Origin of the sequence: Ferrovibrio terrae (assembly GCF_943371255.1) — a bacterium.
GTDB lineage: Bacteria > Pseudomonadota > Alphaproteobacteria > Ferrovibrionales > Ferrovibrionaceae > Ferrovibrio > Ferrovibrio terrae_B.
The window spans coordinates 1-13,419 of sequence record NZ_CALRUC010000119.1 but is presented as its reverse complement, the minus strand read 5'-3'; the positions used below and the strand labels follow the sequence as shown (position 1 = coordinate 13,419).

The 13,419-nt window shown below is 66.8% G+C and carries 15 protein-coding genes; 9 read left to right on the top strand and 6 right to left on the bottom strand.

Going from position 1 to position 13,419, the window contains the following annotated elements; translation table 11 throughout:
* From AAG799_RS19305 to AAG799_RS19295, 3 genes are all read left to right on the top strand, one after another.
* On the top strand, nucleotides 1–398 hold a 398-nt coding region (locus AAG799_RS19305), incomplete at its 5' end, for a hypothetical protein (protein ID WP_341898470.1).
* 7 nt (nucleotides 399–405) lie between these two features.
* On the top strand, nucleotides 406–1,242 hold the full coding sequence (locus AAG799_RS19300) for an alpha/beta hydrolase (protein ID WP_341898469.1): 837 nt from the start codon (nucleotides 406–408) through the stop codon (nucleotides 1,240–1,242).
* Nucleotides 1,217–1,690: a GNAT family N-acetyltransferase gene (locus AAG799_RS19295; RefSeq protein ID WP_341898467.1), complete on the top strand. Its 474-nt coding sequence runs from the start codon at nucleotides 1,217–1,219 to the stop codon at nucleotides 1,688–1,690. Before AAG799_RS19300 ends, AAG799_RS19295 begins: the two co-directional genes overlap by 26 nt.
* Before the next feature lie 33 nt (nucleotides 1,691–1,723).
* Here AAG799_RS19295 and AAG799_RS19290 read toward each other — a convergent pair whose 3' ends face one another.
* Complete coding sequence (locus tag AAG799_RS19290; protein WP_341898466.1) at nucleotides 1,724–2,194, bottom strand: MarR family transcriptional regulator; 471 nt, start codon at nucleotides 2,192–2,194, stop codon at nucleotides 1,724–1,726.
* A gap of 143 nt (nucleotides 2,195–2,337) precedes the next feature.
* On the opposite strand from AAG799_RS19290, the gene AAG799_RS19285 reads away from it, so the two are divergent.
* Nucleotides 2,338–3,132, top strand: a complete 795-nt coding sequence (locus AAG799_RS19285; protein ID WP_341898465.1) for an alpha/beta hydrolase — start codon at nucleotides 2,338–2,340, stop codon at nucleotides 3,130–3,132.
* Nucleotides 3,133–3,286: 154 nt separating this feature from the next.
* Nucleotides 3,287–3,919, top strand: coding sequence for a LysE family translocator (locus tag AAG799_RS19280; RefSeq protein ID WP_341898464.1), 633 nt, complete (start codon nucleotides 3,287–3,289; stop codon nucleotides 3,917–3,919).
* Between the two features lie 9 nt (nucleotides 3,920–3,928).
* Here AAG799_RS19280 and AAG799_RS19275 read toward each other — a convergent pair whose 3' ends face one another.
* Both AAG799_RS19275 and AAG799_RS19270 read right to left on the bottom strand, forming a co-directional pair.
* Nucleotides 3,929–4,312 carry a hypothetical protein gene (locus AAG799_RS19275; RefSeq protein ID WP_341898463.1) on the bottom strand — a complete coding sequence of 128 codons (384 nt, stop codon included), beginning with the start codon at nucleotides 4,310–4,312 and terminating at the stop codon, nucleotides 3,929–3,931.
* A 41-nt stretch (nucleotides 4,313–4,353) separates the two neighbouring features.
* Nucleotides 4,354–5,547 carry a benzoate/H(+) symporter BenE family transporter gene (locus AAG799_RS19270; RefSeq protein ID WP_341898462.1) on the bottom strand — a complete coding sequence of 398 codons (1,194 nt, stop codon included), beginning with the start codon at nucleotides 5,545–5,547 and terminating at the stop codon, nucleotides 4,354–4,356.
* A 90-nt stretch (nucleotides 5,548–5,637) separates the two neighbouring features.
* Between AAG799_RS19270 and AAG799_RS19265 the strand changes: the two genes are divergently transcribed.
* Nucleotides 5,638–5,925: a GIY-YIG nuclease family protein gene (locus AAG799_RS19265; protein ID WP_341898460.1), complete on the top strand. Its 288-nt coding sequence runs from the start codon at nucleotides 5,638–5,640 to the stop codon at nucleotides 5,923–5,925.
* Nucleotides 5,926–6,018: 93 nt separating this feature from the next.
* Here the strand turns inward: AAG799_RS19265 and AAG799_RS19260 are convergent, their stop codons facing one another.
* Nucleotides 6,019–7,026, bottom strand: a complete 1,008-nt coding sequence (locus tag AAG799_RS19260; RefSeq protein WP_341898459.1) for an NAD-dependent epimerase/dehydratase family protein — start codon at nucleotides 7,024–7,026, stop codon at nucleotides 6,019–6,021.
* 178 nt (nucleotides 7,027–7,204) lie between these two features.
* On the opposite strand from AAG799_RS19260, the gene AAG799_RS19255 reads away from it, so the two are divergent.
* Nucleotides 7,205–8,092, top strand: coding sequence for an FCD domain-containing protein (locus AAG799_RS19255; protein WP_341898458.1), 888 nt, complete (start codon nucleotides 7,205–7,207; stop codon nucleotides 8,090–8,092).
* Between the two features lie 231 nt (nucleotides 8,093–8,323).
* Here AAG799_RS19255 and puuE read toward each other — a convergent pair whose 3' ends face one another.
* Both puuE and AAG799_RS19245 read right to left on the bottom strand, forming a co-directional pair.
* On the bottom strand, nucleotides 8,324–9,307 hold the full coding sequence (puuE, locus tag AAG799_RS19250; RefSeq protein WP_341898457.1) for an allantoinase PuuE: 984 nt from the start codon (nucleotides 9,305–9,307) through the stop codon (nucleotides 8,324–8,326).
* A 41-nt stretch (nucleotides 9,308–9,348) separates the two neighbouring features.
* A complete protein-coding gene (locus AAG799_RS19245; RefSeq protein WP_341898456.1) occupies nucleotides 9,349–10,584 on the bottom strand; it encodes an allantoate amidohydrolase in 1,236 nt (411 codons plus the stop codon).
* Nucleotides 10,585–10,849: 265 nt separating this feature from the next.
* Here AAG799_RS19245 and AAG799_RS19240 point away from each other — a divergent pair, with 265 nt between their 5' ends.
* Nucleotides 10,850–12,091: an AGE family epimerase/isomerase gene (locus AAG799_RS19240; RefSeq protein ID WP_341898454.1), complete on the top strand. Its 1,242-nt coding sequence runs from the start codon at nucleotides 10,850–10,852 to the stop codon at nucleotides 12,089–12,091.
* Nucleotides 12,088–13,362, top strand: a complete 1,275-nt coding sequence (locus AAG799_RS19235; RefSeq protein ID WP_341898453.1) for a glycerate kinase — start codon at nucleotides 12,088–12,090, stop codon at nucleotides 13,360–13,362. The genes AAG799_RS19240 and AAG799_RS19235 overlap by 4 nt, the downstream gene beginning before the upstream one ends.
* Nucleotides 13,363–13,419 lie beyond the last annotated feature (57 nt).

The following is a 13,419-nucleotide window of genomic DNA, read 5'->3' as shown; positions in this document are numbered from 1 at the left end:
CGCTGTATGATCTCGACAGCCTCGCGGCGCTGGAAACCGATGCCTATCGCGCGGTGTCGGGGCCGCACAGCACGCCCTGGAGCAAGCGCATCCTGCCGCGCACCATCGGGCGCCAGCGCATCACCGCCGAACAGGTCGCGCCGGGCGATGCCGTGCTGGCCGATGCCACGGGCATCGCGCGGCTGCTGCTGGTGCGCTATCCGGCCGCGGATGCTGAGGCGTTACAGAAAGACTGGAGCGCGCGGCCCGGCGTGGTGTCTGCGCGGGTGTTCCGCGATGCCGCCGGCCTGTGGCTGCTCGCCGGCTTTGCCGCGCATGTGACGCTGGCCGCGCTGGCGCCGCAGGTGAATGTGCGTCCGGCTGATCTGGTCAATCTTTACATGCCCTACCGGCGCTGAGACGAAGATGTCTGACTGCGTCACGCTGGATGGCATCACCCTGCGCTACCGGCTGCAGGGGCGCGGCCCGCTGCTGGTGCTGCTGCATGAACTGGGTGGCAGCCTGGACAGCTGGGATGAGACGGCGGCACTGCTGCAGGACGATTTCACCATCCTGCGCCATGACCAGCGCGGTGCCGGCGGCTCGGACAAGCCGCGCACCATCCTGACCCCGGACGACCATAGCGCCGACCTCGTCCGGCTGCTGGCGCATCTGCGCCTGCCGCCGCCGTATCGTCTCGCCGGTGTCGCTGCCGGTGCCGCGCTGGCGGTGGCCTTTGCCCTGCGGCAGCCGCAACAGGTGGCCGCACTGGCGCTCTGTGCGCCGGCGCTCACGGTCGATCCGTCGCGCCGGCAGTATCTGACCGAGCGCGCCGATCTGGCCAGCCGCGCCGGCATGCAGGCGATTGCCGAGGCCTCGTTGGCGAATTCCTATCCGCCGGTGATGCGGCGCGATGCGCAGGCCTATGCGCGCTATCGCGACCGCTTCCTCGCCAACGATCCGCTCTGCTACGGCAATGCCAATCGCGCGCTGGCCGAGATCGACCTGGAACAGGATGTGCCGCGGCTCGGCATGCCCTGTCTGGTGCTGTCCGGCTGCCATGACGGCCTGCGGCCGCCGGCGGCAGGGCGTGCGCTGGCGGCACGGATTCCGGGCGCGGTGTTCGATACCATCGACAGCGGCCATCTGATGCCGGTGCAGGCCGGGGCCGCGCTGGCGGATCGCCTGCGCGATTTTTTCCTGGCCGCGCCGGGGCAGGGGATGCTAGCCGAAGGGCATGAACGCCGCCTTCACCATCCATGACCTGCGGGACCGGCCCGACCTGCTCGATGCGGTGGCCGAAGCCATCTGGGCGACCTTCTGGCAGCATAAGGGCCGTGCGCTTTCCGATCTGCAGGCGGGCTTTCGCAAGCATCTGGCGCCCGGCGATCTGCCGTTTACGCTGGCAGCGGAATGTGACGGTGTTTTCTGCGGCACGGTTTCGCTGATCGCCTGCGATGAGCCCGAACGCGCGGACCTCGCGCCCTGGCTGGCCGCATTGTGGGTGGCGCCGGATCGGCGCCGGGCCGGCCTTGGTGCGGCGCTGGTGACGGCGGTGGAGCAGCGCGCTGCCGCGGCGGGCATCGCGCGGCTGTATCTCTCGGCGCGGCCGGCAGTACAGGGCTTCTATGAAAAGCGCGGCTGGCAGGTGATCGATACGGAGATCGGTCCGGCGCGGCTGGTGATTTTCGAGCGCGCGATCAGCCCGTGACCGTCATGCCCGTGATCGTCATGTCGGTGATCGTCATGTCGGGGCGGCCCAGCCGCCGATAGACTCATAGAGTGCGTCGCGCAGCTGGCGGACGTCGCGGTTCAAGCTGCCCAGGTTGGCGACCGGTTGCCTGGAGGCCGCCAGCAGGGCGTCGTTCAGGCAGCCGGCCTCGGACCGGATGGCGTGGCCCCGATCGGTCAGGGCGATGACGACCTGGCGTTCATTCTGCGGATTTCTGGTCCGCTGCAGCAGGCCGGCGGTTTCCAGCCGTTTCAGCAGGGGCGTCAGCGTGCTCGATTCCAGCGCCAGCCGCTCGGCGATGGCGCCGACCGTCAGGCCGTCCTCGCGCCAGAGCACATTGAGCACCAGATATTGCGGATAGGTCAGCCCCAAACGGTCGAGCAGGGGCTTGTAGACTCGCTGGATGGCCATCCCCGCCGAATAGATGGCGTAGCAGACCTGATCGTCCAAAGGCACGGGATTGTTGGATTTTTTCGCAGTCATGGCGGGCTCCTTGCCAGGCATATGGCCATTGTAACCGCAAAAAACAATATCGCGATAAGAATTATGCTTGACGGGTGTATGGGCATCGGCTACACAACTGTTATCGCGATAACAGTTGTCGCGATTAAAAAAGGAAGACAGCCATGACCACCCAGACCCGCACCATGTTGAGCGCCGCCATCATCGCCACCGGCATCGCCGCCGCCACCGGCGCTTCCGCCGCCGACCGCATCCCCGAGACCCAGGCGATCAGGAATGTCGTGCTGGTGCACGGCGCCTTCGCCGATGGCGCCGGCTGGCGCGGTGTCTATGACGCGCTGACCGGGCGCGGCTACCGCGTCACCATCGTGCAGAATCCGCTGACCTCGCTGGCCGACGATGTGGCGGCGACGAAGCGTGCACTGGATCGCCAGAGCGGCCCGGCCATCCTGGTCGGCCATTCCTGGGGCGGCACCGTGATCACCGAGGCCGGCATCGACCCGAAGGTCGCCGGCCTGGTCTATGTCTCGGCGTTCTCGCCCGATGCCGGCGAGACCTCGGCGCAGCAGTATGAGGGCTTCACCACGCCGCCCGAATTCGTCATCGACGCGCAGAAGGACGGCTACGGCTTCATCGATCTGGCGAAGTTCAAGGCCGGCTTCGCCGCCGATACCAGCGATGCGGATGCCGCCTTCATGCGCGACTCCCAGGTGCCGATCAACCTGTCGGCCTTCGGCACCAGGCTGACGAACGCTGCCTGGCGCAGCAAGCCCAGCTGGGCGGTGATCGCCACCGACGACAAGGCCTTCGACCAGAAGATGCTGCAGCACATGGCCAAGCGCATCAATGCGAAGGTGACGAATGTCGCCGCCAGCCACGCGGTCTTCATGACGCAGCCCAAGGTGGTCGCCGATGTGATCGACCGGGCGGCCAGGGAGGCCATCCCCGCCGCGCGTTAAGCGACGGGACCGGAGCAGGCAGGCGGCGACCTTCGGGTTCCGCCTGTCTGCTTTTTGTGCGCGAAAGCGGCGGGCGCAATTGCCGCCTGACAATTCCGCTGCTGAAGCGGTGACCGGTCTTGGCTAGGATGGCAAAAAACATCGGAGCCTTCCCATGCCCACCACCGCAAACCTGCTGGCCTTTGCCGCCGTATCCTTCGGCATGGTGCTGACGCCCGGGCCGAACATGATCTACCTGATCTCGCGCTCGATCTGCCAGGGCCGCGTGGCCGGGCTGATCTCGCTGGGCGGCGTCGCGCTCGGCTTCGTCTTCTACATGCTCTCGGCCGCCTTCGGCATCACGGCCTTGCTGCTGGTGGTGCCCTATGCCTACGAGGCTTTGTGCTATGGCGGCGCCGCCTATCTGTTCTGGCTGGCCTGGCAGGCGATCAAGCCCGGCGGCCGCTCGCCGTTCCAGGTCAAACAGCTGCCGCAGGACAGCCCGCGCAAGCTCTTCGTCATGGGGCTGGTCACCAACCTGCTCAATCCCAAGATCGCCATGCTGTATCTGTCGCTGCTGCCGCAGTTCCTCAATCCGGAACAGGGCAACGTGCTCGGCCAGTCGATCACGCTCGGTTTCATCCAGATCGTCATCAGCGTCAGCGTGAACTGCCTGATCGCGCTGACGGCCGGCAGCATCGCCGGCTTCCTGGCCGAACGCCCGCTCTGGCTGCTGGTGCAGCGCTGGCTGATGGGCACCGTGCTGGCCGGTCTTGCGGTGCGCATGGCGCTGGAGGCCAAGCGGTAGGGATACCGTCTAGCCTTTGCCCTCGCCGCCCTGGCGGCCGTAGCGTTTTTCCTTCGGCCTGGCGGTCGGCCGGCGCGGCGCTGACTGCGCTTCGTCGAGGCCTTCGGGCTTCACGCCGTCGCCTTCGAAATCATCATGATGCTCGGCCGCGAACTGGTCGTTGCCATAGGTGCCGGGGCCATAATGCACCTGTCGCGGCGCATTGCGCACCAGCGGCTCGGTATGCAGCGGGCCGCTGTCGCGGCCATGCTCGCCGGGTTCGAGCGTCATCTGCTTCGGTTGTGCGATGCGCGGCTTGTCCTTGCTGGGCGGATCGCCGATTGGCGTTTTCGGCTGCGGCCTGTCGGGCGGTGTCGTGGGCGGTTTCGGGTTCGGCTTGGGCTGTTCGGCCATGGCGGGTTCCTCCTGATGAAGAAGAAACCCGCCACCATCGTTCAGGTTCCCCGCTTCCACCGCGTCAGCGCCAGAATCGCACCGCCGGCGATCAGGCCCCAGAAGGCGCCGCCGATGCCGAACAGCGTGAGTCCGCTGGCGGCGACGATGAAGGTGATGGCGGCCGCCTCGCGGCTCTGCGCCTCAGACAGCGCCATGACCAGCGCATTGGCAAAGGCCCCCAGCAGCGCCAGGCCGGCAACCGCCTGGATCAGCACCGGCGGCGCGGCGCTGAACACCGCGGTGGCCGCCGTCGCCAGCAGGCCGAAGATGATATAGCCGATGCCGGCCACCACGGCGGCGATCCAGCGTTTGTCGCGATCGGGATGCGCCTCGGGCCCGGCACAGATCGCCGCCGTGATGGCAGCGAGGTTGACCGCATGGCCGCCAAACGGCGCTCCCAGCAGGCTGAAGATGCCGGTGGCGCGGAACAGCGGCGCCGGATCGGGGCGATAGTCATTGGCCTGCAGCACGGCGATGCCGGGGATGTTCTGCGAGGCCATGGTGACGATGAACAGCGGCAGCGCGATGCCGAGCAGGGCGCTGGCGGAGAATGCAGGCATGACGAGCACCGGCTGCGGCCATAGTGATCCGAGGCTTGCTGCACTGATCTCGCCGCCGGCGATGATGAAGCCGAGCGTCACTAGCACGGCGGCCGGCATGGCGTAGAGGCGTTTGAATTTCGCCACCAGCGCCCAGACGATGACGATGCTGAGACCGGCAACGGGAAGCGCGGCCACCGCCTTCACCGGCGCGAGGCACAGGCCGAGCAGAATGCCGGCCAGCATGGCATTGGCGAGCGCCGGCGGAATTGCGGCGACGGCGCGGCCGAGCGGTTTCCACAGGCCGGCCAGCGTGAGCAGCGCACCGCAGATCAGGAAGGCGCCAACCGCGCCGGCAAAGCCGCCGGCGATCTCCTGGCCGGCGCTTGCTGCCAGCAGCGCGCCGCCCGGCGTCGACCAGGCGATGCTGATCGGCATTCTGGTTTTCAGGCTGAGGATGATGGCGCAAAGTCCCATGGCGATGCTGAGCGCCATCAGGCCGGATGCCGCCTGGGCCTGGCTGGCGCCGACGGCGATCAGGCCCTGCAGGATCACCGCAAAGGACGAAGCGAAGCCGACGAAGGCCGAGAGCAGCCCGGCGGCGATGGCGGGCGTGAGCGAGGCGGAGGCGGGATCAGGCGAGGAAATGGACATGGGGCGATGGTGTTATGCGAATCAGAAGGTTCACATTACCCGTCATGCCCGGGCTTGTCCCGGGCATCCATCCCATGCCAGCGTCAGGGCATGGCCGGTGGATGGGTATACATTGTTACGAACAAACCCAATGGCACACTCTATGTCGGAGTGACGTCCGATATTGCACGCCGAGCATGGGAGCATCGCGAGGGCTTGGTGGATGGCTTCACCAAAAAGTACGGGCTGAAGCGTCTCATTTATATCGAGCCACATGACGATATTCGGGATGCCATCCAGCGGGAAAAAGCTATCAAGCATTGGACGCGCAGCCGCAAGTTGGAAATGATCCATGCCGTGAATCTGGAATGGCAGGATCTTTACGAGACGCTGGTCTAAGAACTGAGCGCTGCGGTAAGGGCGATTGGATGCCCGGGACAAGCCCGGGCATGACGGGTTGTATTATACCGGCAGATTTATATACGCCGCCGCCTACTGCGACAGCAGGCGGCTCGACCAGTGCACGGCGAAGGGGGCTGCCGGATGCAGCCTGGGCGGCGGTTCGGGCTGCAGGCGCGTGAGCGTGATGCGCAGGCCGTCTTCCAGCGCTGTGGTGGCGGCCACGCGCAGATGCCGGATCGCCGCCGTGGGATCGCCGATCAGGCGGCGGATATCGCCGGCGCGGGACGGCGTTGCGGCCACCTGCGGCGGCTGGCCGCTCAGGCGCGCGATCAGCGCGGCGAGATCCCGGATGCGGGTCGGCTGGCCGGTGCAGATGTTGAACACCGCTGCCGCAGCCGGGCGGCGGTCGCGCTGGCGTTCAAGCAGGCGATCCATCGCCGCGACGAGATGCGCCACCGCATCGGCGACGAAAATGAAATCGCGCTGCTGTTCGCCGTCGCCATGCAGCGGCATGGCCGTGCTGCTGGCGGCATGGGCGGTGAAAATGCTGATCACGCCGGCATAGGGCGACGCCGGATCCTGGCGCGGGCCATAGACATTGAACAGTCGCAGGCCGGCGGTGGGCACGCCATGCAGGCTGGCGGCGATGCGACCGTGCAACTCGCAGCCCAGCTTGTCGGCACCATAGGCAGTGAGTGGTCGTGTTGCCGCCATCTCCGACAGGCGCTGGTCGTTGCTGTCGCCATAGACGGCGGCCGATGACGCATAGACCACGGGCACGGCGCGGGAGCGCGCGGCATCGAAGACGGCAATAGTGCCGCCCAGATTGGTGCGATGGGTGCCGAGCCAGTCTTCCCGGCTGGCCGCCGTGCCAGCGGCGGCAAGGTGGAAACAGCCGCTGACCCCGGCCATGGCGAGCGCCGCAATGGCGGGATCGACGACATCGCCCAGCATCAGCTCGGCCTCGGGTGCCAGATTCTGGGTGCGGCCGCTGGAGAGATCATCCAGCACGCGGACCCGGTGGCCCTGGCGCAGCAGCTGGTCGACCAGATGCGAGCCGATGAAGCCGCAGCCGCCGGTAACGAGGAACTGGGCCATGGGCCGGGCCTTTCCTGACGCAGAACGCGAGACAGGCAGGAAAACGCATGACGGGGCAGGAGGTTCCGCACCCGGACGGTCATGGTGGGCGCGACCGCATATAGACCGGAAATCCGGTAATCGTATACGATCCGGCCAAAGGATTGTCCGGTCGATTCGGCTGGCCGGCGGACGGCGCATGGTACAGGCAGCAGCGAAATCGCCAGCAGTGAAATCGCCAGCAGTGAAGCCGGCATCCGGCAAGGCGGCCCCTTCGCGGGCGAGCGGTCGCAAGATCACGGCCGCCGAGGCGATGGCGGTGCCGCGCCTGCCCCAGACCGGCGGCAAATCCGGGCCCGGCCGCAAAGCTGGTGCGGGCGGCAGCCGCGCCACCATCGACGACGCCACGATCTATGACAGCGTCTACACCGCCATTGTCGACCACATCATCATGCCGGGCACCAAGCTGCCCGAGGATGTGCTGGCCAAGGCCTTTGGGGTCAGCCGCACACGCATCCGCAAGGTGCTGCTGGCGCTGGCGCATGAGAATCTCAACCTGGTGACGCTGCAGCACAATCGCGGCGCCTCGGTGACCAAGCCGAGTGTGCAAGAGGCGCGCGATGTGTTCGCTGCCCGCCGCGTGGTGGAAACCGGCATCGCCGCCGAACTGGCGCGCCGCATCACGCCCGAACAGCTGGCCGGCCTGCGCCGCTTCGTGGCGCATGAGCATGAGGCCGAGAAGACGCGCGACCGGCGCGGCGCCATCAAGCTGGCCGGCGAATTCCACATGGAACTCGCCAAGCTGATGCAGAACGAGCCGCTCACCGTGTTTCTGCGCGCGCTGATCTCGCGCACCTCGCTGATCGTCGCGATCTACGAGGCGCCGGGCAATGCGATGTGCAGCCATGAGGAACACGGCATCCTGATCGACCGGCTGGCCGCGCATGATGCCGCCGGTGCGGTGCGCTACATGGAAGAGCATCTGCTGCGGCTGGAAGGCGGCCTCGACCTGAATGCGGCCAAGCGCCGCCCGGTTGACCTGCAGGATGTGTTCGCCCGGCTCGCCGGCAGCGCGAAGGGGCGGTAAATTTATGCAGCCTGCTTCCACACCTCAATTACAGCGTTTCACGCCATCATCTGCAGGCGCATAGCCGTCTGCGGCGATGAATCGGCCAAGAAGACTCCGAAATGGAGTCGTATCAAAAGTTGTCACCCTCGGGCCTGTCCCGAGGGTCCATCCCGACCATCAGTGCATCGGAACGCGCAGATGGATTCCCGGGTCAAGCCCGGGGATGACGGGTGTCAGGGTGGCGCGACCCTAGCCCTTATACGGATGCACTGTCTTCCAGTGCTCGGCGATCTCGATGCGTTTGGCGATCCACACCTTGTCGTGGCCCTGGATGTAATCCATCAGGCGGGCGAGCGCCGCGGCGCGGCCCGGCCGGCCGATCAGCCGGGCATGCAGCGCAATGGTCATCATCTTCGGCGCGCCGTCGCCGCCTTCCTTGTAGAGCATGTCGAAGGCATCGCGGACATGGTTCTCGAAATCGACGCCGGTAGCAAAGCCATGCAGCTGGCCGAATTTCATGTCGTTGTTGTCGAAGGTGTAGGGCACGATCAGCTGCGGCTTTTTCACGCCGGTCGTGGTCCAGTAGGGCAGATCGTCGTCGTAGGAATCGGATGAGTAGACGAAGCCGCCGTCTTCGGCGACCAGCTTCAGCGTGTTTTCCGAGAAGCGGCCGCAATACCAGCCGAGCGGACGCTGGCCGCCTGTCGCTTGGCGGATCGATTCGATCGCCAGCTTCATGTCGGCACGTTCGCGCGCGATGGAGAGGCCGTTGTAATCGAACCAGCGCCAGCCGTGGCTTGCCACTTCGTGGCCCTGCTCATGCATGGCCAATGCTGCTTCCGGGTTGCGCGCCACCGCCATGCCGACAGCCCAGGAGGTGAAGTGGATGCCGCGTTCCTGGAACAGGCGCAGCACGCGCCATACGCCGGCCCGCGCGCCGTAGTCATAGACCGACTCGGTGGCATGGTCGCGCTGCTTCACGCGCGGCGTGCCGCCGGGGATTTCGGTCAGATAGGTTTCCGACACCTTGTCGCCATGCAGGATGCTGCGCTCGCCGCCCTCTTCGTAATTGAGCACGAAGTTGACCGCGACTTTGGCGCCGCCCGGCCATTTCGGATCCGGCGTGGTGGGGCCGTAGCCATAGAGGTCGCGCGGATAGGGCTTCTTGCCCAGCGCCTTTGCAACGATATCGATCTTCTTCTTCGGGGCGGCAGTCTTTTTCTTTTTGGCCATGGCTCTCAGCTCAACAGGTCATGCGGGCGCAGAGGCCCGGTTTACTGGACGGGTTTGAAATGCTCGATGAAATGCAGCAGCGCGCCGGTGGCGAGTTCGACATCTTCCGGCAGCACCGCCTCCAGCGGGTTGTGGCTGATGCCGCGGGTGCAGCGCATGAAGATCATCGCGATCGGGCAGAGCGGCGCCAGCGTCGCGGCATCGTGGCCGGCACCCGATGGCAGCCGCATGGTCGGCACGCCCTGCGCCTTGATGGCGGCCTCGGCGGCATCCATCAGTTTGGGATGGCAGGGCGTCGCCGTGCTGTTGTACAGCTCGGTGATCTTGTATTCCAGCTTGCGGCCGGCGCAGATCACGCCGATCTGCTTCAGGATGTCGTCGGCGGCGAGGTCGCGCAGGTCGTCCTCGCCGGCGCGCACGTCGATCGAGAACACCGCCTTGCCGGGGATCACGTTCATCGCGCCGGGCAGGGCTTCCAGCATGCCCACGGTGCCGACCAGCGTCGGCGTGCCGGTGCAGCGCTTTTCGATGTACTGCACGATCTCGGCCGCCGCCACCAGGGCATCCTGACGCTGGCCCATCGGTACCGTTCCGGCGTGACCCGCAAGTCCGGTGATCTCGACGCGGAAACGGTGCGCGCCGGAAATCGCCGTCACCACGCCCAGCGCCAGGCCCTCGTTTTCCAGTACCGGACCCTGCTCGATATGCAGTTCCACGAAGGCGGCGATGCTGCCCGGCTTGCGGGCGCAGAAGCCGACTTTGGCCGGATCGAGGCCGAAGCTCCGGTAGGCGTCGCCCATGCTGATGCCCTGCTTGTCCCTGGCTTCCAGGATGGCGGGATCGAAGGTGCCGGCCACCGCGCGGCTGCCGGTCATGGCCGAGCCGAAGCGGGTGCCTTCTTCATTGGCGAAGCCGATCACCTCGATGGGAAACGGCATCCGCTTGCCGCGTGCGTTCAGGTCGGCGATGCAGGCGATCGGCGCGATCACGCCCAGCATGCCGTCGTATTTGCCGGCATTGCGCACGGTGTCGAGATGCGAGCCGGTCATCAGGGCCGGGGCGGCCGGGTCGGTGCCGGCATAGCGGCCCACCACATTGCCGGCCGAATCATGCTCGACCTCCATGCCGGCCTCGCGCATCCAGGCGGCGGCGCGCTCATGCGCCTGCTGGTGTTGCGGCACCAGGAAGGTGCGGGCCAGAAAGTCGGGGCTTTCACTGATGCGGCCAAGTTCGTCGAGCTGCGCGAGCATGCGGTCGGCAAAGCGGTGGGCGGCCATGGGCGAAGTCCTGTCGGAACGCTGGGGGATTGTATACAGTTTCAAGACCATAGCACCGCCTTTCGGCCCAGGCCAAGCGCGGTTGACGCTGCCGGCTTGGGCCGGGATATTTTTATGGGGGAAATCTTTGTTGGCCCGGGACGCCTCGAAATATCCGGCCGGACGTGGCAATGAATTCGCCGTGTTGCCCAGCAATGCGCCACTTTCTGCACCGGCCTGCCGGTCCAGCGCAGGGAATGCCCGCGTAAGAGATGCCGAGTAAGCGATGACTGAGTTGATGACCGCGCCAGAGACCGCGACCTTCACCGACGCGCAGCGTGCCGCCGCCGGCCGGTTCGTATCCTATGTGCTGGATGACATGGCCCGGCTGTGGGCCACCCATGGCTGGCACGATGCCGGCGGGCATGGCATCGAACGGCTGCAGGCCGATCTGACGCCGGCGCCGCTGGGCTATCGCCGCAGCATGGTGATCGGCCGCCAGCTGTTCTTTTTTGCCCAGGCCTGGCGCGTCAGCGGAACGGCGCTGTTCGCCGACCGCGCCCATGCATTGTTCGCCGACCTGACCGGGCGGTTCTGGGATGCCGCGCATGGCGGCTGGTTCTTCAGCCTGGGCGATGACGGCCGGCCGGCCGATACCACCAAGGATCTCTACGGCCATGCCTTCGTGATGTTCGGGCTGGCGCATTATGCCGCGATCTTCAAAAAACCCGAGGCCATCGACTGGGCGCGCAAGACCAACGATCTGGTGAAACGGCACATGCAGCTGCCGCAGGGCTGGCTGGCCGAGACGGCGGCGCGCGACTGGACCCCGCGCGACACCGCGCTGGAACAGAATCCGCATATGCATCTGCTGGAAGCCTATCTGTCGCTCTATGCGGCGACACAGGACAGGGCATTCCTGCGCGATGCCCAGCATATGGTGGCGATCTATACCGAGAAGCTGCGCTCGCATGATGGCGCCAAGGTGCTGGAGCATTTCGACACCGCCGGCCGGCCGCATCCGGAGAAAGGCCGGCTGATCCAGCCGGGCCATCTCTATGAATGGGCATGGCTGCTGAACGAGTATGCCGATTTCACCGGCCTGGCCGTCTATAAGACCTCACCGGCGCTGCTGATCGACTGGGCGAATGCCAAAGGCGTGGACCCCGAGCATGGCGGCATCTATTTCCATGTCGACAGCGATGGCAATGTGGTCAATGACCGCAAGCGCATCTGGCCGGTGACCGAATGCATCAAGGCCTATGCCACGCTGGCGCGACAGACCGGCGACGCGGCAGACTGGGCCACGCTGTCGCACTGGATCGGCTTCATCACCAAACACTATTTCGTCGGGCCGATTGCGGGCGTATCGGGCGGCGCGCATGAATTTCTCAACCGCGCCCTGCAGCCCGACAGCGACTACCTGCCGGCCAGCACGCCGTATCACATCGCCATGGCGGCGCTGGAAGCCGAACGCGTGCTCGGCGGCCCCGGCGCCTTCAGGCTGCCCGCACTGGAGCAGCGATGAGCCTGGACGCGGACAGCCTGCTGCAGGCGATGTTCCGGGCGGCGCGCCAGGCCGCCGATCCCGCCGTCTGCCTGCCGCCGCATCTGCCCGCACCGGCCCGGGGCCGCACCGTGGTGGTGGGCGCCGGCAAGGCCGCCGCCAGCATGGCCCGGGCGGTGGAGCAGCACTGGCCGCAGGACCGGCTGGACGATCTGGATGGCATCGTGGTGACGCGCTACGGCCATGATGTGCCCTGCGAGCGCATCGTGGTGGTGGAGGCGGCGCATCCGGTGCCGGATTCGGCGGGCGAGAAAGCCGCGGCGCTGATCCTGCGCAAGGTGCAGGGGCTGGGGCCGGATGACCAGGTGCTGTGCCTGATCTCGGGCGGCGGCTCGGCGCTGCTGGCGCTGCCGGCACCGGGCCTGACACTAGCCGACAAGCAGGCGGTGAACCAGGCGCTGCTGTCCTGCGGCGCCAACATCACCGAGATGAACTGCCTGCGCAAACATCTCTCCGCCATCAAGGGCGGCCGGCTCGCCGCTGCCGCTGCACCGGCGCCGCTGGTGTCGCTGCTGATCTCCGATGTGCCGGGCGACGATCCGGCGGTGATCGCCTCGGGCCCCACGGTGCCCGATCCGACCAGCTTTGCCGATGCGCTGGCGGTGATCGATAAATACGGCATCCAGCTGCCGCCGGCGGTGCTGCAGCATCTCAAGGCCGGCAAGGGCGAGACGCCCAAGCCCGGCGCTGCGGCCTTTGCCAATACCAGGACCGTGATGATCGCCACGCCGCAGATGGCACTGGAAGCCGCCGCGCAGGTGGCGCGCGCAGCCGGCATCACGCCGGTGATCCTGGGCGATGCCATCGAGGGCGAGGCGCGCGAGGTGGCGATGGTGATGGCCGGCATCGCGCGCCAGGTGCGCCGCCATGGCCAGCCGGCCGGCATGCCCTGCGTGCTGCTGTCGGGCGGCGAGACCACGGTGACGATGCGCGGCAAGGGCCGCGGCGGTCGCAATGCCGAATTCCTCACCGCGCTCGCCGTGGCGCTGGATGGGGCCGAAGGCATTTACGCGCTGGCCGCCGATACCGATGGCATCGACGGCAGCGAGGACAATGCCGGCGCGCTGTTGCGGCCGGACAGCATCGCGCGCGCGGCCATGAAGGGCATCGATGTGAAGGCCTGCCTGGCCAACAACGACGGCTACGGTTTCTTCCAGGCCGCCGGCAGCCTGATCATGACCGGGCCGACCCTGACCAACGTGAACGACTTCCGCGCCATCCTGATCCTATGACCCGCTGATCCCATGAGCCCGCGCGCCGCCCTGCTGCTCGCCGTCCTGCCGCTGCTG